15 protein-coding genes are annotated in these 22,091 nt (G+C 26.8%); 13 read left to right on the top strand and 2 right to left on the bottom strand.

The window, feature by feature from the left end; genetic code table 11:
- Positions 1 to 84: 84 nt before the first annotated feature.
- The 10 genes from secE (at position 85) to purH (ending at position 14,334) form a co-directional block, all read left to right on the top strand.
- Positions 85 to 468 carry a preprotein translocase subunit SecE gene (gene secE, locus D9V64_RS00205; RefSeq protein WP_158366243.1) on the top strand — a complete coding sequence of 128 codons (384 nt, stop codon included), beginning with the start codon at positions 85 to 87 and terminating at the stop codon, positions 466 to 468.
- 2 nt (positions 469 to 470) lie between these two features.
- Positions 471 to 1,016 (top strand): transcription termination/antitermination protein NusG, encoded by a 546-nt coding sequence (nusG, locus tag D9V64_RS00200; RefSeq protein WP_158366242.1) that lies wholly within the window; start codon positions 471 to 473, stop codon positions 1,014 to 1,016.
- A gap of 27 nt (positions 1,017 to 1,043) precedes the next feature.
- Positions 1,044 to 1,472 carry a 50S ribosomal protein L11 gene (gene rplK / locus D9V64_RS00195; protein WP_158366241.1) on the top strand — a complete coding sequence of 143 codons (429 nt, stop codon included), beginning with the start codon at positions 1,044 to 1,046 and terminating at the stop codon, positions 1,470 to 1,472.
- Positions 1,473 to 1,474: 2 nt separating this feature from the next.
- Positions 1,475 to 2,170 carry a 50S ribosomal protein L1 gene (gene rplA / locus D9V64_RS00190; protein WP_158366240.1) on the top strand — a complete coding sequence of 232 codons (696 nt, stop codon included), beginning with the start codon at positions 1,475 to 1,477 and terminating at the stop codon, positions 2,168 to 2,170.
- A 190-nt stretch (positions 2,171 to 2,360) separates the two neighbouring features.
- Positions 2,361 to 2,858 carry a 50S ribosomal protein L10 gene (rplJ, locus tag D9V64_RS00185; RefSeq protein WP_158366239.1) on the top strand — a complete coding sequence of 166 codons (498 nt, stop codon included), beginning with the start codon at positions 2,361 to 2,363 and terminating at the stop codon, positions 2,856 to 2,858.
- 69 nt (positions 2,859 to 2,927) lie between these two features.
- Positions 2,928 to 3,296, top strand: a complete 369-nt coding sequence (gene rplL / locus D9V64_RS00180; protein ID WP_158366238.1) for a 50S ribosomal protein L7/L12 — start codon at positions 2,928 to 2,930, stop codon at positions 3,294 to 3,296.
- 213 nt (positions 3,297 to 3,509) lie between these two features.
- Entirely contained in the window at positions 3,510 to 7,538 is a 4,029-nt protein-coding gene (rpoB, locus tag D9V64_RS00175; RefSeq protein ID WP_158366237.1) for a DNA-directed RNA polymerase subunit beta, read from the top strand.
- A gap of 72 nt (positions 7,539 to 7,610) precedes the next feature.
- A complete protein-coding gene (gene rpoC, locus D9V64_RS00170) occupies positions 7,611 to 11,837 on the top strand; it encodes a DNA-directed RNA polymerase subunit beta' (RefSeq protein WP_158366236.1) in 4,227 nt (1,408 codons plus the stop codon).
- Positions 11,838 to 12,370: 533 nt separating this feature from the next.
- A complete protein-coding gene (locus D9V64_RS00165) occupies positions 12,371 to 12,643 on the top strand; it encodes an HU family DNA-binding protein (RefSeq protein ID WP_158366235.1) in 273 nt (90 codons plus the stop codon).
- Positions 12,644 to 12,756: 113 nt separating this feature from the next.
- Entirely contained in the window at positions 12,757 to 14,334 is a 1,578-nt protein-coding gene (gene purH, locus D9V64_RS00160) for a bifunctional phosphoribosylaminoimidazolecarboxamide formyltransferase/IMP cyclohydrolase (protein ID WP_158366234.1), read from the top strand.
- 110 nt (positions 14,335 to 14,444) lie between these two features.
- Here purH and metE read toward each other — a convergent pair whose 3' ends face one another.
- A complete protein-coding gene (gene metE, locus D9V64_RS00155) occupies positions 14,445 to 16,706 on the bottom strand; it encodes a 5-methyltetrahydropteroyltriglutamate--homocysteine S-methyltransferase (RefSeq protein WP_158366233.1) in 2,262 nt (753 codons plus the stop codon).
- 155 nt (positions 16,707 to 16,861) lie between these two features.
- Between metE and metR the strand changes: the two genes are divergently transcribed.
- Positions 16,862 to 17,797 carry an HTH-type transcriptional regulator MetR gene (metR, locus tag D9V64_RS00150; RefSeq protein ID WP_158366232.1) on the top strand — a complete coding sequence of 312 codons (936 nt, stop codon included), beginning with the start codon at positions 16,862 to 16,864 and terminating at the stop codon, positions 17,795 to 17,797.
- Positions 17,798 to 17,819: 22 nt separating this feature from the next.
- On the opposite strand, the gene D9V64_RS00145 is transcribed toward metR, so the two are convergent.
- Complete coding sequence (locus D9V64_RS00145; protein WP_158366231.1) at positions 17,820 to 18,629, bottom strand: Cof-type HAD-IIB family hydrolase; 810 nt, start codon at positions 18,627 to 18,629, stop codon at positions 17,820 to 17,822.
- A gap of 164 nt (positions 18,630 to 18,793) precedes the next feature.
- Here D9V64_RS00145 and glmU point away from each other — a divergent pair, with 164 nt between their 5' ends.
- Together glmU and glmS are read left to right on the top strand one after the other, a co-directional pair.
- Positions 18,794 to 20,179 carry a bifunctional UDP-N-acetylglucosamine diphosphorylase/glucosamine-1-phosphate N-acetyltransferase GlmU gene (gene glmU / locus D9V64_RS00140; protein WP_158366230.1) on the top strand — a complete coding sequence of 462 codons (1,386 nt, stop codon included), beginning with the start codon at positions 18,794 to 18,796 and terminating at the stop codon, positions 20,177 to 20,179.
- A 37-nt stretch (positions 20,180 to 20,216) separates the two neighbouring features.
- Complete coding sequence (gene glmS / locus D9V64_RS00135; protein WP_158366229.1) at positions 20,217 to 22,046, top strand: glutamine--fructose-6-phosphate transaminase (isomerizing); 1,830 nt, start codon at positions 20,217 to 20,219, stop codon at positions 22,044 to 22,046.
- Positions 22,047 to 22,091: the final 45 nt, after the last annotated feature.

Raw genomic sequence — 22,091 nt, 5'->3', positions numbered from 1 at the left:
ATGTTATAAATAATTAAATACTAAAAATTCTAAAATGTTTTTTCTTTTTATTGTTTATTTTTTTATAATTTTGTAGGAGAAACTATGAATATACACACTCCCAATCAAAAAAAATGTAAAAATATAGAAAAAATAAAGTGGATTTTTATATTTATAAATTTTTTTTTATGTATACTAATTGATTTTTATTTAAATAAAATAAATACTTTAATTCGAATTTCATTAATAATTTTTTTAATTAGTTGTACAATTAGTATTTTTATTTGTACAGAAAAAGGAAAATCTATTTTATTATATATAAATTCATCAAAAAGTGAGATACAAAAAATAATATGGCCTAAATATAAAGAAACTTTATATACTACATTTGTAATTATTTTTGTAACAATATTTATGTCACTATTTTTATGGGGTCTAGATAGTATTATATTTCGTTTAATAGCATTTATTATTAGTTTAAGGTTATAAAAATGCAAGAAAACCCAAAAAAAAAATGGTATGTATTACAAGCTTTTTCTGGTTTTGAAAGTCGTGTCGCTCAATCAATACGAGAACACGTAAAATTAAATAAAATGCAAGAATTTTTTGGAGAAGTCATGGTTCCTTCTGAAGAAGTAATAGAAATTAGAAGAGGACAACGCAGAAAAAGCGAATATAAATTTTTTCCTGGCTATGTTTTAATTCAAATGATTATGACAGATACAACATGGCATTTAATTAGAAATGTTCCTAGAGTATTAGGTTTTATTGGTGGAAAATCAGATAAACCATCACCAATTAGTAACAAAGAAGTAGAAACTATTATTAATAGACTTCGTAAAATTGGAGATAAACCAAGACCAAAAACTTTATTTGAACCTGGGGAAATGATTCGAGTAAATGATGGTCCTTTTGCAGATTTTAATGGAGTAGTAGAAGAAGTAGATTATGAAAAAAGCAGGTTAAAAGTATCTGTCTCTATTTTTGGAAGATCTACTCCAGTAGAGTTAGATTTTAGACAAGTTGAAAAAAATTAAAAATATTTTTATTAAGAGATCTTGATTATGGCAAAAAAAATACAGTCTTACATAAAATTACAAGTATCTGCAGGCATGGCTAATCCAAGTCCACCAATAGGTCCTGCATTAGGACAAAAAGGATTAAATATCATGGAATTTTGCAAATTATTTAATGCAAAAACAGAAAATATAGAAAAAGGACTACCTATACCAGTAGTTATAACTGTATATTCTGATCGTTCATTTACATTCATTACTAAAACACCTCCAGCTTCTATATTATTAAAAAAAGCCGCTGGAATCAAATCCGGATCAAGTAAACCAAAAATAGAAATTAAAGGCAAAGTCACAAATCTACAAGTTGAAGAAATAGCAAAAATAAAAAAACAAGACATGACTGGCTCAAATATTCAAAATATAATTCAATCTATTAAAGGAACAGCTAAATCTATGGGTTTAATAATCGAGGATTAATTATGATTAAAATTAGTAAACGTATGAATTCAATAAAAAAAAGCATTGATATTGAAAAATCATATGATATTGATGAATTAATTACATTATTAAAAAAATCATCAAAAGTAAATTTTATTGAAAGCATTGATGTCGCTATTAATTTAGGAATAAATCCAAAAAAATCAGATCAAAATATTCGAGGAACTACTATATTACCACATGGTACAGGAAGAAATATTAAAGTAGCCGTATTTACTCAAGGTGAAAATATTGAAAAAGCTAAACAAGCTGGAGCAGAATATATTGGAATGGAAGATTTATCTGAAAAAATAAAAAAAGGTAATTTAATTTTCAATACTGTTATTGCATCACCTGATGCCATGAAAGTTGTTACTCAATTAGGACATATACTAGGACCTCGAGGATTAATGCCAAATCCTAAGTTAGGAACAGTAACAACAAATATTGCAGACGCAGTTAAAAATGCAAAAACAGGACAAATTTGTTATCGAAATGATAAAAATGGAATTATTCATGCTACTATCGGAAGAACTAACTTTACAAAAGATCAGATTAAGGAAAACTTTAATACTTTTTTAGAATCAATAAAAAAAGCAAAGCCACCTCAATCTAAAGGAATATATATAAAAAAAATTATTTTATCTACTACTATGGGAGTAGGTTTAACTATAGATCAATCAAATCTATCTTTTTAATAAAATGTTTTTGCTTTACGATAGAAAAAAAATTATTTATAATGAAACCCCCTTTTTAAAAAATTCAAAGTTTATTTTATTAAATTTTTTATAATCACAAAGAAACAATAATACTAATCCCAATCATTACTTTCAATTAGTATAATTAAAAATCTTTTCTCTCATTAAAAATATAGGAGAATACGATAAAATGGCATTAAACCTTAATAAAAAAAAAACAATTGTTTCTAAAATAAATCAAATTTCTAATTCAGCTCTATCAGCTGTAATTGCAAATTCTCAAGGAATTTCTGTTAATAAAATAAATCAGTTAAGAAAGTCGGGACGTAAACTAGGTGTAAAAATGAGTATTGTTCGAAATACTCTTTTAGCTTTAGCCATTAAAAATACAGCTTTTGAATGTTTAAAAAAAATTATAAAAGGTTCTACTTTCATAGCTTACTCTACTAATCATCCAGGAAGCGGAGCTAGACTATTTTCAGAATTTCAAAAAAAAAACAAACAATTTAAAATTACAGGAGCAGTATTTGAAGGTAAACTACTATCTAAATTAGAAATTAATCAACTTGCAGATATGCCTACTTATGAAGAAGCAATAGCAAAACTTTTATTAGTATTAAAAATGTCAGCTGCTGGTAAACTTATTCATACATTATCTGCTATAAAACAGAAAAAAGAAACCTCTTAAAAGAGGTTATTATTTTTGATGTATTATTAACATCTAAAATAATTCTAATTTTTATTAGGAATTATTGTCATGTCTATTACTAAAGAACAAATTTTAGAAGCTGTATCAAATATGTCTATTATGAATGTTGTAGAACTTATTTCAGAAATGGAAAAAAAATTCGGAGTCTCTGCAAATATATCTATGCAATCTAATAGTAATAATGAAACCAAAGCAGCTGAAGAAAAAACAGAATTTGATGTTTTTTTAAAAGTAATTGGTCCGAATAAAGTTTCAGTTATTAAAAGTGTTCGTAGTTCAACTGGTTTAGGACTTAAAGAAGCTAAAGATTTAGTAGAATCTGCGCCAACTGTTATAAAAGAAAATATGAGTAAAAAAGATGCAGAATTATTGAAAAAAACTTTAGAAGATGTTGGTGCTGAAATCGAAATTAAATAAAATATTATATATTTTCATTTAATCAACTTCCACATATGGCTGGTGTTTTTAATTCACCAGCCCTTTTATACAAAAAAATATTTAGATTAAAAAATTCAAATTAAATATTTATAAAATTAAAATTATTTAAATAACTAAAAATATCTCTTCTTCAGATTAAAGACAATAAATAATATTAGTCTTTATTTGTCTGTCAACGAGCTTAGGAACCCTATGGTTTACTCTTACACCGAAAAAAAACGTATTCGCAAAGATTTTGGAAAACGTCCTCAAATTTTGGATATACCATATCTTCTTTCGATTCAATTAAATTCTTATAAAAAATTTATAAAAACAGATCCAACAGGAGAGCATGGATTAGAAGCAGCTTTCCAATCAGTATTTCCTATACGTGGATATAATGGTAATTCCGAATTACAATATGTAAGTTATCGATTAGGAGAAACAACATTCGATGTTAAAGAATGTCAAATACGAGGCGCTACTTATTCTGCACCATTAAGAGTCAAATTAAGATTAGTTATTTATGAACGCGATATATTAGAACCTACTGTAAAAGACATTAAAGAACAAGAAGTATATATGGGTGAAATACCATTAATGACAAACAATGGTACTTTTATAATTAATGGCACAGAAAGAGTAGTTGTATCTCAATTACATAGAAGTCCTGGAGTATTTTTTGATAGTGATAAAGGAAAAACACACTCGTCAGGAAAAGTATTATACAACGCTCGAATTATTCCTTATAGAGGATCTTGGTTAGATTTTGAATTTGATCCGAAAGATAATTTATTTGTTAGAATTGATAGACGAAGAAAATTACCAGTCACTATTATTTTACGTGCACTCAATTATGATACTGAAGAAATATTAAATTTATTTTTTGAAAAAAATATTTTTAAAATAGATGATAATAAAATTGAACTTGAACTAGTATCAGAAAGATTACGAGGAGAAACTGCCTCTTTTGATATTCAAAAAAATGGAAAAATATACATTAAGAAAGGACGACGTATTACTGCGCGTCATATTCAAGAATTAAATAAATTTAAAATTAAATCTATTATTGTGCCAGTAGAATATATTTTAGGAAGAATAGTATCAAAAAACTATTTACATCCAATAACAAAAGAAATAATTATTTCAGCTAATACAGAATTATCTTTAGAAATATTAAAAAAATTAAGAAAACTAAATTTTTCATATATTGAAACACTCTTTACTAATGATTTAGATCATGGTCCATATATTTCTGAAACACTACGTATTGATTCATCAAATGATCGAATAAGCGCATTAATGGAAATTTATCGCGTTATGAGACCTGGTGAACCACTAACAAAAGAAGCTACAGAAAATTTATTTGAAAATTTATTTTTTTCTGAAGATCGATATGATCTTTCATCTGTTGGACGTATGAAATTCAATAGATCCTTATTACGTGAAAAAATCGAAGGCCCAGGAACTTTAAATAAAGAAGACATTATTGATGTAATAAAAAAATTAATTGATATACGAAATGGAAAGGGAGAAGTAGATGATATTGATCATTTAGGAAACAGAAGAATTAGATCAGTAGGCGAAATGGCAGAAAATCAATTTAGACTTGGTTTGGTTAGAGTAGAAAGAGCTGTAAAAGAAAGATTATCAGTAGGAGATTTAGAAACTTTAATGCCACAAGATATGATCAACGCAAAACCAATATCTGCAGCTGTAAAAGAATTCTTTGGATCTAGTCAATTATCTCAATTTATGGATCAAAATAATCCTTTATCGGAAATTACACATAAGAGAAGAATTTCAGCATTAGGATTGGGAGGATTAACTAGAGAAAGAGCTGGTTTTGAAGTTAGAGATGTTCATCCAACACATTATGGACGAGTATGTCCAATAGAAACCCCAGAAGGTCCTAATATTGGATTGATTAATTCCTTATCAGTATATGCGCGCACTAATTCATATGGTTTTTTAGAAACACCATATAGAAAAGTAAAAAATAGATTAGTTACAAATGAAATACACTATTTATCTGCTATAGAAGAAGGAAATTATATTATTGCTCAGGCCAATACAAATATAGATGAAAATAATTTTTTTATTGATGACTTAGTAACTTGTCGACATAAAGGAGAATCTAGCTTATTTAGTTCTAACCAAGTCAACTATATGGATGTTTCTACACAACAAATTGTTTCTGTTGGAGCATCTTTAATTCCTTTTCTTGAACATGATGATGCAAATAGAGCTTTAATGGGAGCTAATATGCAACGTCAAGCAGTACCAACTCTAAAAACTGATAAACCTTTAGTTGGGACAGGAATGGAAAGAGCTGTTGCTGTAGATTCAGGAGTAACAATTGTAGCAAAAAGAAGTGGTCTAGTTCAATATGTTGATGCATCTCGAATTATTATTAAAGTTAATGAAAATGAAACATATTTAGGAGAAGCAGGTATAGATATTTATAACTTAACTAAATATACTCGTTCAAATCAAAATACTTGCATTAATCAAAAACCATGTGTTCGATTAAATGAAAAAATAAACAAAGGCGATGTTTTGGCAGATGGTCCATCTACTGACTTAGGTGAACTGGCATTAGGACAAAATATGAGAGTAGCTTTTATGCCTTGGAATGGATACAACTTTGAAGACTCTATATTAGTTTCAGAAAAAGTTGTACAAGAAGATCGATTCACTACAATTCATATTCAAGAATTATCTTGTATTTCTAGAGATACAAAATTAGGACCTGAAGAAATCAGTTCAGATATACCTAACGTAGGAGAAGCCGCATTATGTAAATTAGATGAATCAGGAATTGTATATATTGGAGCTGAAGTAACCGGTGGCGATATTTTAGTAGGAAAGGTAACACCCAAAGGTGAAACACAATTAACACCCGAAGAAAAATTATTACGTGCTATTTTTGGTGAAAAAGCATCTGATGTAAAAGACTCATCATTAAGAGTTCCCAACGGAGTATCTGGAACCGTAATTGATGTTCAAATTTTTACGAGAGAGGGTGTAAAAAAAGATAAAAGAGCTTTAGAAATTGAAGATATGCAACTTAAAAAAGCAAAAAAGGATCTTACAGAAGAATTTAAAATATTTCAATTAAGCTTATTTTTAAAAATAAAAAAAACTCTTTTATCTTATAATGTTGAAATAGACTATTTGAATAAATTACCTTTTGAAAAATGGCTTACAATTAATATAAAAGAAAAAGATACAAATAATGAAATGGAAAAATTTATTCAACAACATAATGAACTAAAAAAAGAATTTGAAAGAAAAATAGAAATAAAACGTCGTAAAATTACACAAGGCGATGATCTTGCACCAGGCGTATTAAAAATAGTAAAAGTATATTTAGCAGTAAAACGTCAAATACAACCCGGTGATAAAATGGCTGGTAGACATGGTAACAAAGGAGTAATTTCTAAAATTAATCCTGTTGAAGATATGCCATATGATGAAAATGGTATACCAGTAGATATTGTATTAAATCCTTTAGGAGTACCATCACGTATGAATATTGGACAAATATTAGAAACACATTTAGGAATGGCTGCTAAAGGAATTGGCGACAAGATTAATAATATGCTTAAAAAACACGAACAAATATCTCAATTAAGAAAATTTATTCAAAAAACTTTTGATTTAGGAGAAAATTTACGACAAGAAGTAAATTTAAAAGAATTTTCAAACGAAGAAATATTAAATTTAGCAAAAAATTTAAGAAAAGGTATACCTATTGCAACACCAGTATTTGATGGTGCGAAAGAAAATGAAATAAAAAAAATGTTAGAATTTGCAAACTTACCTGTATCTGGGCAAATTTTTTTATTCGATGGAAGAACAGGTGAAAAATTTGAAAGACCTGTTACTGTTGGTTATATGTACATGTTAAAATTAAACCATCTAGTAGATGATAAAATGCATGCTCGTTCCACTGGTTCATATAGTCTTGTAACTCAACAACCATTGGGTGGGAAGGCACAATTTGGTGGACAACGTTTTGGTGAAATGGAAGTTTGGGCATTAGAGGCGTATGGAGCTTCGTATACATTACAAGAAATGTTAACTGTTAAATCTGATGATGTCAATGGAAGAACTAAAATGTATAAAAATATTGTAGATGGTAATCATCAAATGGAACCTGGAATGCCAGAATCATTTAATGTGTTATTAAAAGAAATTCGTTCACTAGGAATTAATATTGAATTAGAAAACGAATAAAAATATTTAATATATTAAGTGAATATATCAATTTAAAAACTTCAAAAGTTTCATTCCAATGAGAGCTTATGCGTGAAAGATTTACTAAAATTTTTAAAAGCCCAAACTAAAACTGAAGATTTTGATGCTATTAAAATTTCATTAGCATCACCAGATGTAATTAGATCTTGGTCATTCGGCGAAGTCAAAAAACCAGAAACTATTAATTATCGTACATTTAAACCAGAAAGAGATGGATTATTTTGTGCTCGAATTTTTGGTCCAGTTAAAGATTATGAATGTTTATGCGGAAAATATAAAAGATTAAAACATCGAGGTGTTATCTGTGAAAAATGTGGTGTTGAAGTTACACAGAGCAAAGTAAGACGTGAACGTATGGGTCATATAGAACTTTCTTCTCCTACAGCCCATATTTGGTTTTTAAAATCTCTACCGTCACGTATAGGATTACTATTAGATATGCCATTAAGAGATATTGAACGAGTACTCTATTTTGAATCTTATGTTGTCGTTAATCCAGGCATGACTTATCTTGAAAAAAATCAAATTTTAACAGAAGAACAATATTTAGATGCACTAGAAGAATTTGGAGATGAATTTAATGCAACAATGGGAGCGGAAGCAATTCAATTATTACTTAAAGAGATGAATTTAATCAAAGAATGTGAACATTTAAGAACAGAACTAAATGAAACAAATTCTGAAACAAAACGAAAAAAAATAACCAAACGAATTAAATTAATCGAATCATTTATACAATCTCACAATAAACCAGAATGGATGATTCTTACTGTTTTACCAGTATTACCTCCAGATTTAAGACCGTTAGTACCATTAGATGGTGGTAGATTTGCAACATCTGATTTAAATGATTTATATAGACGTGTTATTAATAGAAATAATCGATTAAAAAGACTATTAGATTTAGCAGCACCAGATATCATTGTGCGAAATGAGAAAAGAATGTTGCAAGAAGCAGTAGATGCTTTATTAGATAATGGTAGACGTGGAAGAGCTATCACTGGATCTAATAAAAGACCTCTTAAATCTTTAGCTGATATGATAAAAGGTAAACAGGGTAGATTTCGTCAAAATTTACTTGGAAAACGTGTAGATTATTCAGGTAGATCTGTGATTACTGTCGGTCCTTATCTGAGATTACACCAATGTGGTTTACCTAAGAAAATGGCTTTAGAACTGTTTAAACCATTTATATATGGAAAATTAGAAGTAAGGGGTTTAGCAACCACTATAAAAGCTGCAAAAAAAATGGTAGAAAGAGAAGAAGCTGTAGTATGGGATATATTAGATGAAGTTATTCGAGAACACCCAGTGTTATTAAATAGAGCTCCTACTTTACATAGGCTAGGTATTCAAGCATTTGAGCCTATTTTAATCGAAGGAAAAGCTATTCAATTACATCCGTTAGTTTGTGCGGCTTATAATGCTGATTTTGATGGTGATCAAATGGCTGTTCACGTACCATTGACATTAGAAGCACAATTAGAAGCTAGAGCATTAATGATGTCTACAAATAATATTTTATCACCAGCTAACGGGGAACCAATTATTGTACCTTCTCAAGACGTAGTTTTAGGATTGTACTATATGACTCGAGAAAAAATAAATGGAAAGGGAGAAGGTATGTTTTTAAACGGTTCTAATGAAGCCGAAAAAGTATACCACTTAGGTATTGCTGAACTACATTCTTTAGTTAAAGTTAGAATAATAGAATATCAAAAAAACGAAGAAGATCATTTTATTCCTATAAAAAAAATAGTAAATACCACTGTAGGAAGAGCAATTTTATGGATGATTGTGCCTAAAGGTTTACCATTTGATATAGTCAATCAAACATTAGGTAAAAAAGACATTTCTAAAATGCTAAATATATGTTATCGCATTTTAGGTTTAAAACCTACTGTAACTTTTGCAGATCAAATTATGTATACAGGTTTTGCTTATGCAGCAAGGTCCGGAGCATCTGTAGGCATTAATGATATGGTGATACCAGAAAAAAAATCAAATATTATTCAAGAAGCAGAAATTGAAGTTGCTGAAATACAAGAACAATTTCAATCTGGTTTGGTTACAGCAGGGGAAAGATATAATAAAGTTATTGATATTTGGGCTGCAGCAAATGAAAGAGTTGCAAAAGCAATGATGGAAAACTTGTCTACGGAGTTAGCTATAACTAAACAAGGAAAATCTCGAAAACAAATTTCTTTTAATAGTATATTTATGATGGCAGATTCCGGAGCAAGAGGATCTGCAGCTCAAATACGTCAATTAGCGGGGATGCGTGGATTAATGGCAAAACCTGATGGATCTATTATTGAAACTCCTATTACAGCTAACTTTAGAGAAGGTTTAAATGTACTACAGTATTTTATTTCAACTCATGGTGCTAGAAAAGGATTAGCTGATACAGCATTAAAAACTGCTAATTCTGGATATTTAACACGTCGTCTTGTAGATGTAGCACAAGATTTGGTTGTTACAAAAAATGACTGTAAAACACATGAAGGGATTTTAATGACTCCATTAATAGAAGGTGGAGATGTTAAAGAACCATTGCGTGAACGAGTTTTAGGTCGCGTAACTGCCGAAAATATATTTAATCCAAAAACAAAAAAAATATTAATTGAAAGAAATACTTTATTAAATGAAAAATGGTGCGATCTTTTAGAAGAAAATTCTATAGACACTATAAAAGTAAGATCAGTTGTTAATTGTGAAACTGATTTTGGTGTATGTGCATATTGTTATGGTAGAGATTTAGCACGAGGAAACTTAGTTAATAAAGGAGAAGCAATAGGTGTAATTGCCGCTCAATCTATAGGAGAACCGGGTACGCAATTAACCATGAGAACATTTCATATTGGCGGAGCTGCTTCAAGGGCAGCAACTGAATCTAGTATTCAAATTAAAAATAAAGGTATTATTAATCTTAATAATGCGAAATCTGTAACTAATTCTTCAGGTAAAATAGTTATAACATCGAGAAATGTAGAATTAAATATTATTGATAAATTTGGTCGTACAAAAGAAAGCTATAAAATACCTTATGGATCTATAATGGCTAAAAAACATGGAGAAGAAGCAAATTCCGGAGAAACTATAGCAAAATGGGATCCTCATACTATACCTGTAATTACAGAAGTAAATGGATTTGTTAAATTTATAGACATGATAGATGGTCAAAGCATAACAAGACAAGCCGATGAATTAACTGGACTTTCTTCAATAGTAGTATTAGATACAGCAGAAAGAATGTCTATTGGAAAGGATTTAAGACCTTCATTAAAAATCATCGATGAAAAAGGAAATGATGTGCTTATTTCAGGAACAGAAATGCCTGCTCAATATTTTTTACCTGGGAAAACGATTGTACAATTAAACGACGGTGTTAAAATTAGCTCCGGTGATACTTTAGCAAGAGTACCACAGGAATCTGGAGGAACAAAAGATATAACTGGAGGATTACCCAGAGTTGCAGATTTATTTGAAGCAAGACGTCCGAAAGAACTAGCTATTCTAGCTGAAATTAGCGGTATTGTTTCATTCGGAAAAGAAACAAAAGGTAAAAGAAGACTAATTATTACTCCAGTAGATGGACATGATTCATATGAAGAAATGATCCCGAAATGGAGACAGTTAAATGTTTTTGAAGGTGAACGAGTAGAACGAGGTGATGTTATATCTGATGGACCTGAATCACCACATGATATTCTTCGTCTCAGAGGCGTACAGGCTGTAACTAAATATATTGTAAATGAAGTACAAGAAGTATACCGTTTACAAGGCGTAAAAATTAATGATAAACATATTGAAGTTATTGTAAGACAAATGCTTAGAAAAGCAACAATAATTAAAGCAGGAAATTCAGACTTTTTAGAAGGAGAACAAGTTGAATATTCAAGAATAAAGATTTCAAATCGAATATTAAACAAAAAAGATAAAACACCAGCTACTTTCTCAAGAGATCTACTAGGAATTACTAAAGCATCATTAGCAACTGAATCATTTATATCCGCTGCATCGTTCCAAGAAACTACTAGAGTATTAACAGAATCAGCAGTAGCAGGAAAAAAAGACGAATTAAGAGGACTAAAAGAAAATGTTATTGTTGGTCGTTTAATACCAGCAGGTACTGGATATGCATATCATAAAGAACGTTTAGATCGTCGTAAAAATATAAATAACAATACATTAAATAATAGTAATTTATCTTCACAAGTCAGTGCTGAAGAAGCATCTGCAAGTTTATCCGAATTATTAAATTCTACTCTTACATAATAATTATATCGATAACAATAATTTATTTAAATATTAAAAAACATGGCTGCTCTATAAAAGCAGCCTAAATAATTTATAAAATATTAAAATTCATTTTTATATAAATATTTAACAAAAACTACATATATTTTAAAAAATAATTAATTTTGTAAAAATATAATAAAAATGATTATAGTAAATTGAATATTATTTTCATTAATTAATTTAATATTTTTAAAATATCTTAAAAATAAATTTTTCTTTAAGTAATAATATATACTTTATTTAGACTATCTTTTTATTTTTTTTTATATATATTATATATTTTAATTTTATTTAATTCACTAAATTAATCTTTTTTCGTTTTAAATCAATTTTTAAAAATGTAATATCAATCAAATTTCAATTTAAATTACATGAAACATTAACTTAAATACATTTTTGAGTTTTTCTCAAAATATAAAAATTTATATTACAAAAAACTTATTTTTATTAAAATTTATATCAAGATAATTTAAATTAATTATTGTTTTTTAAAATAAATAGGAAAAATAATGAATAAAACCCAACTAATTAATATTATTTCTAAAAAATCTAACTTACCAAAAATACAAGTAAAGTCTACTTTGGAATCGACATTATCAACTATTGTTGATTCTCTTAAAAAAGGTGAATCAGTACAAATAGTTGGTTTTGGTACATTTAAAGTAAATTTGAGAGCTTCTCGAACAGGAAGAAACCCGCAAACAGGCAAAGAAATTATTATACCTGCAACAAAGGTGCCTAGTTTTATATCTGGAAAAACATTAAAAAATGCAATTAAATAAAAAAATATTATATAAAAATTTTTAAGGGGCTAAATGCCCCTATACAATTAAATATGTAAAAAATTATCAATAAATTTTATTAAAAATCTTTCTTATATAAAAGAACTAGGATTATGTTATCAAATAATATATTAAAAAATGCTCTAATTAGTCTGTCTGATAAAACACATTTACTAGAAATGTCTAAAATTTTATTAGAAAAAAAAATCAATTTATTTTCAACAGGAAAAACAGCAAAATATTTAAAAAATAATAATATACCCGTAACTGAGATTTCGGAATATACTAAATTTCCAGAAATAATGGATGGTCGAATAAAAACTATACATCCTAAAATAATAGGGGGAATTTTAGGAAGAAGAAATCAAGACAAAAAAACTATGGAATTATATAATATACTACCAATAGATATAGTAATTGTAAATTTTTATCCATTTGATAAATTAAACTTTGAAAAAGAAGAAAACATAGAAGAAATCCTTAAAAATATCGATATTGGAGGACCAACATTAGTTCGATCAGCTGCTAAAAATTATAAAGATGTAATAGTTATAGTAAACTTTTTTGACTTTAAATTAGTTTTTAATTCATTAAAAAATAATTATATAAGTATTGAAAAAAGATTATATTTAGCAAGTCAAGCTTTTTCATATACATCGAATTATGAAAAAAGTATTGAACAATATTTTAAAAATAAACATATTTTAAATACAAAAAATCAAGACGTATTATTTCCAAATCAAATAAATTTAACATTTACTAAAAAACAAAATTTACGGTATGGAGAAAATCAACATCAAAAATCTGCTTTATATATACAAAAAGAGATTTTAATATCTGGAACAATTAGTTCATCATATCAAGTAAATGGTAAAAAATTATCTTATAATAATATATGTGATGCAGACATAGCTTTAGAATGTGTAAAAGAATTTTCTCAACCAGCTTGTGTTATTGTTAAGCACGGTAATCCTTGTGGAGTTTCTGAAAATACATCTTTGTTACAAGCATATATATCTGCTTATAAAGCAGATCCAATTTCTGCTTTTGGAGGAATAATTGCATTTAATTCTATGATAGATATAGAAACAGCTAAGGAGATTATCAAAACACAATTTATCGAAGTAATCATTGCACCTGAAATAAATAATATATCTTTAGAAATTTTAAAAGAAAAGAAAAATATAAGAATATTAATTACAGGGAAATTTAAAAAAAGTAATGAACAAACAGATTTTAAAAAAATAACTAATGGGTTATTATTACAAGAATATAACAATGATAAAATAGATATAAAAAAATTTGATTATATTACAAAAAGATTACCTACTAAAAAAGAATTAGAAGATGCTATATTTTGTTGGAAAATAGTTAAATATGTTAAATCAAATGCAATTTTATATGGTCTTAATAAAACAACTATCAGTATAGGATCTGGTCAAACAAGTAGAGTGGACGCAACTCAATTAGCAAATTACAAAGCAAAAAATCGAGGGTTTAATACAAAAGGAGCTACCATGGCATCTGATGCATTTTTCCCTTTTAAAGACGGAGTTGAAAAAGCTGCTTGTATTGGTATCAGTTGTATTATTCAACCAGGTGGTTCAATTAGAGATCGAGAAGTAATTGAATGCGCGAATAAATACAATATAGCAATGATTTTTACTCGTCAACGTCATTTTAAACATTAATTCTTATATTATTTAAATCATCATTTAGATTTTCATTTCTTCAAAATAATCTAAAAGATGATTTAATATTGTAAATTTTTTAATAAAAAATTTTTATAGTTTTAAAGATTTTATTCAAATTTTCTTCGTATTTTTTTAGCAGCTTCTACCATGTTTTTTAATGAAGCCACTGTTTCATTCCAATTTCTTGTTTTTAAACCACAATCTGGATTAATCCAAATACGATCTAACGGTATATATTTCATTGCTTTTGTTAACAAAGCAATAATTGATTGAATATTAGGTATATTTGAAGAATGAATGTCATATACACCTGGTCCTACTTCGTTTGGATATTTAAATTCTTTAAATGATTCTAACAATTCCATATCAGAACGCGCTGTTTCAATTGTAATAACATCAGCATCTAATGAAGAAATAGAGTACATAATATCATTAAATTCACAATAACACATATGTGTATGAATTTGAGTAGTGTTTTTTACATCAAAACAAGTTAAACGAAAAGCATCTACTGCCCAAGTTAAATATTTTTTCCATAAACTTTTTTTCAAAGGTAAACCTTCACGTAATGCAGGCTCATCAATCTGAATAATCTCAATTCCTTCTTTTTCTAAATCTAAAACTTCATCATGTAATGCTAACGCAATTTGCTTGGAAATCATTTCTAATGAAATATCTTCTCTAGGAAAAGACCAAAATAAAATAGTTACTGGTCCTGTTAACATACCTTTAACTGGCTTTTTTGTTAAAGATTGAGCATATTTTAACCATTCTATAGTTATAGATTTTGGACGACTAATATCACCAATGATAATAGGTGGTTTTACACAGCGTGAACCATAACTCTGCACCCATCCATTATCTGTAAATACAAAACCATCTAAATGTTCACCAAAATACTCTACCATATCATTTCTTTCAGCTTCACCATGTACAAGAACATCAATATCTAGTTCTTCTTGTATTTTTATAACTTCTTTAATATTCTTTTTAATACCTGATTGATATTTTTCAATATTAATTAAATTATCTTTATAATCTTTTCTCAATTTTCTTATTTCTATAGTTTGCGGGAAAGAACCAATTGTAGTTGTAGGTAAAATAGGTAATTTAAATTTACTTTTTTGTTCTTTTGAACGAACATTATAATTACTAGTTCGACTAAAATTAGTATTTAAAATTTTAGAAACACGCTTTTCAACATCAAATTTATGGACTTTTTCAGAAAAATTACGTTTATAAATTGGATCACACCATTGTTGAATTAAATTAGTGTTGTTATTTTTCAATGCTTCCAATAATAGTTTTAACTCAAAGCATTTTTGAACAGCAAAGGAAAACCATTTTTTAATTTCTGGATCTAAATTTTTTTCCATATCTAAATCAATAGGTGAATGTAATAATGAGCAAGATGAACTAATTAGCAAATTTTGACGAAATTTGATAATTTTAGAAATGATTTTAAACCACTTTAAAAGATCTGATTTCCAAATATTTCTCCCATTAATAACACCTAAAGATAACATCCATTCTTTAGGAATTTTTTGATTAAATTCAAATAAATTATATTTTCCAAAAATTAAATCAATATGAATTCCATGTATAGGAAGATTTCGAATAAATTCAATATTATGATCAATACTATCAAAATATGTTGTTAATAATATTTTTGTTTTTCCATGTAAATATTTGTAAGCATGAAAATAAGCTTGTTTCCATTTTTCTGGAAGTTCTAAAACTAAAGCAGGTTCATCTATTTGAACAAAACTAATATTTCTTTTAGATAGTTCATTTAAAACATGCTTATATATTGGTAGTATACTATCAAGTAGATCTAGACGATCAAAATATTTACCTCTTACTTTACCTAACCATAAATATGTAATAGGTCCTAAAATAACAGGCTTCACTTGATAACCTAATGCTAAAGCTTCATCTGTTTCCTCTAAAAGTTGATTCCAAGAAAATTTTAAAATCCTATTTTTATTAAATTCTGGAACTATGTAATGATAATTGGTATTAAACCATTTAGTCATTTCAGAAGCAGCAATATCTGGATAAGCACCTTTAGCAATACGAAATAAACAATCTAAATCAATAGAACAATTAGGATCGAGATGTCTTTCTGGTATATTTCCTAACATCATACTAGTACTTAAAACATGATCGTACCAAGCAAAATCTCCAACTGATATATATTGAATTCCAATATCATTTTGTTTTTTCCAATTATTTTCTCTTAATTTTTTTCCTATAGAAAATAGATCTGATTTTTTAATTTTACCAGACCAATAAGATTCTTGACCTCTTTTAAGTTCTCTATTCACACCTATTCTTGGAAATCCAAGGATATGATTTGAAATAATCATTTTTACCTCATGTTTTTTAATTATTAAATAAATATTTACTAAAAAATCATTTAGTGTTATTAATAATTGATTTATTTAAAATAGATCTCTTATAATTCTAGTATTAAATAAAATACGCAAGCGCAAATATTTAATTCTCGATATGAAGGAGTCTCATGATTGAAATAAAACATTTAAGAACGTTACAAATTTTAAAAAATAGCGATTCATTAAGCTCTGCTGCAATTCAATTACATCAAACACAGTCAGCTATTTCTCATCAATGTAATGAATTAGAAAAAAGATTAGGTTTTAAATTATTTATTAGAAAAACAAAACCTTTAAAATTTACTATTCAAGGGAAAATTTTACTAAAACTTTCTAAAGAAATATTACCTAAAATAGACAAAGCAATAAAAAAATGTAAATATGCTTATCAAACCGTTATTAAACTTTCCATTGAGTGTCATAGTTGCATTCATTGGTTAACACCAGCACTGAAAATTTTTCATAAAAATTGGCCTAAAGTTAAAATAGACTTCTATTCTGATATGATTTTCAGTCCCCAACCTTCTCTTCAACAAGGAAAATTAGATGTTGTATTAACTTCTGAGGTTTTACCTAAAAATGATTTAATTTATATACCTATGTTTGATTTTGAGGTTAGATTAATTTTATCTCCAAGTCATCCTTTAGCTAATGAGAAAAAAGAAATTACTCCAGAAGATTTGGCATCTGAAGTATTAATGATATATCCGGTAGAACGTCAAAGATTAGACATATGGAAGTTATTTTTAAAACCAGCAGGAATAATTCCCATATTTAAAAATGTAAACAACACTTCTCTTCTTATACAAATGGTGTCGGCAAAAATGGGAATTGCTGCTTTACCACATTGGATAGTAAATAATTTTGAAAAACAAAACTTAATTGTATCTAAAAAAATAGGGAAGGGTATATGGAAAAGACTATATGCTGCTGTAAGAAATGGTGAGCAAAAGGAATCAACTATACAAAATTTTATTTTTTCTATATGCTCACATGCTAATACTCATTTAAAATTTATTCGTAATATATTACAACCTGAATTTTTTAAAAATTTTAAATATTAATAAAATAAAATTTTTTATATATTTAACTATTTGATAAAATAAACATTTCATCTAAAAATACTGCTACACCATCGTCTTTATTACTACCAATAACTTGAGCATGTGGTAAGGATTTTTTTAAACGTAGATCAGCATTTTGCATAATGCATGCTTTTCCAGAAATATTCAACATATCATAATCATTCATTCCATCACCAAAAGTAATACATTCTTTTAAAGAAACACCTAAAATATTAGATATTAATTTTAACCCATATCCTTTAGAAGTTTTTCCAGATATGACTTCTAAACATCCTTTCGAAGAAAAACTAATATTTACTTTGTTACCAAACAAACTAATAATATCTTTTTCAAGTCTAAATAATTTTTTAAAATTATTACTTGTAAAAAATATTTTGCTAATTTTTCTAAAATCAAATCTATCTGGATGAAAATATTCATATTTAAGTGATGACAAACTTGGACAAAAATTATTTTGAGTTTTAGTGTTATTTATATACCATTGATTATCTCTATATACTTGCGTAATAATATCTAAATCTGAAAATTTTAAAAAAGTAAGTTTTGAAGCAATATTCATATTTAGATTGTTTTCAAAAATTAATTTGTCATCTAAGTTATAGACTTTAGCACCATTAGAAGTAATCATAAAAATTTTAATATTTAAATTGTCTCGAATACGCATCATATCAATATGATGACGACCTGATGCAAAAATAATATAAAAACCTTTATTTATTAATAATTTTATGATTTTTCTAGTGTATTTTGTTATTTTATTTTCTGGGGATAACAAAGTTCCATCTAGATCTACTGTAATAATTCGATACATAATAAACCTTAATATAAATAATATATTTGATGCCAAAAATACTTTGATAATTAATTCATACTTATAAAATACTTATCATAATTTTATAACTCTAATAATATTTTAAACAAAGTAAATTAAAAAAATATATATTGTACTAGTATAAAATATTTAAAAGGATATATATGTCAAAAACTGAAACAACTATTGTTATATTAGCTGCTGGAAAAGGTAGTAGAATGAAATCTAATTACCCAAAAGTATTACATGTATTAGGCGGGAAAACAATATTAGAACATGTGTTAAATACAGCAAAATCTATTAAACCTAAAAAAATAATATTGGTTTGTACAAATGATTTGAAAAAAATATTATCTATAAACAAAAATATCCCTGTAGAACTAGTAGTTCAAAAACAGCAAAAGGGTACAGGAGACGCCATAATTGTAGCATCAAAAAATTTTTCAGACAATGAAAACATTATTGTTCTTTACGGAGACATGCCATTTATTTCAGATAAATCTATAAAAAAACTACAAAAATCTAAAAAAAAATCAAATCTAAGTTTGCTAATTAGTAATTTAAAAAATCCAGATGGATATGGGAGAATTTTAAGAAAAAACAATAAAGTAATAAGTATCATAGAAACTAAATGTGCAAATAATAAAGAGAAATTAATTAAAGAAGTATATTCAGGAACATTTATAGCAAATGGAAAAGATTTAAAAAGATGGCTATCAAAAATTAATACAAATAATATTAGTCAAGAAATTTATGCTACAGATATTGTTTACTGGGCTAATTTAGAAGGAAATATTATTAAAACAGTAGAAACTTTAAATCATAAAGAAATATTAGGTATAAATAATCAATTACAATTATCTGCTTTAGAAAAAATCATTCAAAAAGAAAGAATAAAAAATTTAATGATTGCTGGTGTTATGTTAAAAGATCCATCTCATTTTAATTTAAGAGGAACATTAAAACACGGGAAAAACATAGAAATAGATACTGGTGTTATATTGGAAGGCAATGTTATTTTAGGAAATAATATCAAAATTGGAGTAGGTTCTGTAATTAAAAATAGTTTTATTAATAACAACTCTTGTATTAAAGAATATACAATTATAGAAAATGTCAAAATAGGAAAAAATTGTATAATAGGACCTTTTTGTCATCTAAAAAATAATACCATATTAAAAAACGAAACACATATAGGTAACTTTGTTGAAATCAAAGATAGTATTATAGAAAAAAAAACAAAAATAAAACATCTTAGTTACATTGGTAATTCTGAAATTGGTTCTAAAGTAAATATCGGTGCAGGTAGTATTACATGTAATTATGATGGTTTTAAAAAATCAAAAACTATCATTGGTGATAATGTTTTTGTAGGTTCAAATACAGAATTAATTGCCCCTATTGAAATTTCAAAAAATACAACTATTGCAGCAGGAACTACAGTAATAAAAAATGTAGATAAACCATGTTTAGTTTATAATAATAAGGAACAAAAATATAAAAAAAATTGGATTAATTCTAGTAAAAACGCCAAAAAAACTCCTAATTAATAAAAATTATCTTACAATAAAATAAGGGTAGATGTATATGTGTGGTATTGTTGCTGCAGTAACACAACGTAATATAATTAATTGTCTTCTTCAAAGTATTAAACGATTAGAATATCGAGGATATGATTCTTCTGGATTAGCTCTAATAAATAAAAATAATAATTTTATCCGATTTAGATCCGTAGGAAAAGTCAATGAATTAATAAAAAAAATAAAAAATAAAAAACTGTTTGGAACCATTGGTCTAGCTCATACTAGATGGGCTACTCATGGTAAAGTTTCAGAAGAAAATACACATCCACATATCTCTTCACATATTGCCATTGTCCATAATGGTATTATTGAAAATAGTCTACAACTTCGATCATTCTTAGAAAAAAAAGGTTATATATTTTATTCTGAAACAGATACTGAAGTTATTGTGCATTTGTTACATTGGGAACAAAAAAAAACAGGCAAACCTCTTTTAGAAGTTATAAGCAATATTTTAATAAAATTACATGGAAATTATAGTATGGTTATTATGGATAGCAATAATTCATCAAAATTAATTGCTGTTTGTTCTGGAAGCCCATTAATCATTGGATTAGGTGTAGAAGAAAATTTTATAGCTTCAGATCAAATTGCATTGTTAAATATTACAAAACGTTTTATATATTTAAAAGAGGGAGATATTGCTATTATAAAATCAGAAAAAATTAAAATTTTTGACAAAAATAATTTAATAATTCAAAGAAAAATAGTTAAATCTAACATTAAATATGAATGTATTAATAAAGGAAAATATAAACATTATATGGAAAAAGAAATATATGAACAACCTATATCTATTCGTAATACTTTGAAAAACCGTTTAAAAAACAATACAACTATATATTTTCCAGAATTAGGATTAAAAGAAAAAAACATTTTTTTACATTTAGAACATATTCAAATAGTTGCATGTGGAACGTCTTATCATGCTGCGATGGTATCTAAACATTGGTTTGAATCAATTGCTAATATTCCATGTGATGTTGAAGTAGCATCTGAATTTTCTTATCGCAAATTAGCAGTAAGAAAAAAAAGTTTTTTTATTACTTTATCTCAATCGGGTGAAACCGCAGACACTTTAAGAGCATTAAGAATTTCTAAAAAATTAGGATATTTAGGAAATTTAACTATATGCAATATGCAAGGTTCATCTTTAGTACAAGAATCTGATACGTGCTTGTTAACTAAAGCTGGAATTGAAATAGGAGTTGCTTCTACAAAATCTTTTACTACACAATTAACTGTTTTATTAATGCTAGTAGCAAAAATAGTCGGTATTAAAAAAAAAGAAAATAATATTGAAAAACAAATTGTAAAAATATTAACTATTTTACCGTATAGAATTGAAGAAATTTTAAAAAAAAATAAAGAAATTAAAAACTTAGCTAAAAAAATATATAATAAAAAAAATATGCTATTTCTTGGAAGAGGTGATCAATATCCTATAGCTATGGAAGGAGCATTAAAATTAAAAGAAATTTCTTATATTCATGCTGAAGCTTATCCTTCAGGAGAATTAAAACATGGACCTCTTGCGTTAATTGATAAAAACGTACCTATTATTATTACAGCTCCAAAAAATTCATTACTTGAAAAAACAAAACAAAACATTCAAGAAATATGTGCAAGAGGCGGTTTAATATACATTTTTTCTGATGAAGAAATAAATTTAGAAAAAAATATAACAGTTTTAAAATTACCATATGTTGAAGAAATCATAGCCCCTATTTTTTATATCATTCCGTTACAGTTACTTGCATATTATATTGCTCTAATTAAAGGAACAAATATAGACCAACCTAGAAATCTTGCAAAATCTGTTACAGTAGAATAAAAAATTTATATTTATTTTATATATAAAAGAGTATGAGTTTTTAGT

This window comes from Buchnera aphidicola (Aphis nerii) (genome assembly GCF_005083105.1).
Taxonomy (GTDB): Bacteria; Pseudomonadota; Gammaproteobacteria; order Enterobacterales; family Enterobacteriaceae; genus Buchnera; species Buchnera aphidicola_AS.
Note: the sequence above shows the minus strand (reverse complement) of the source record. Positions and strands in the feature narration are given on the sequence as shown.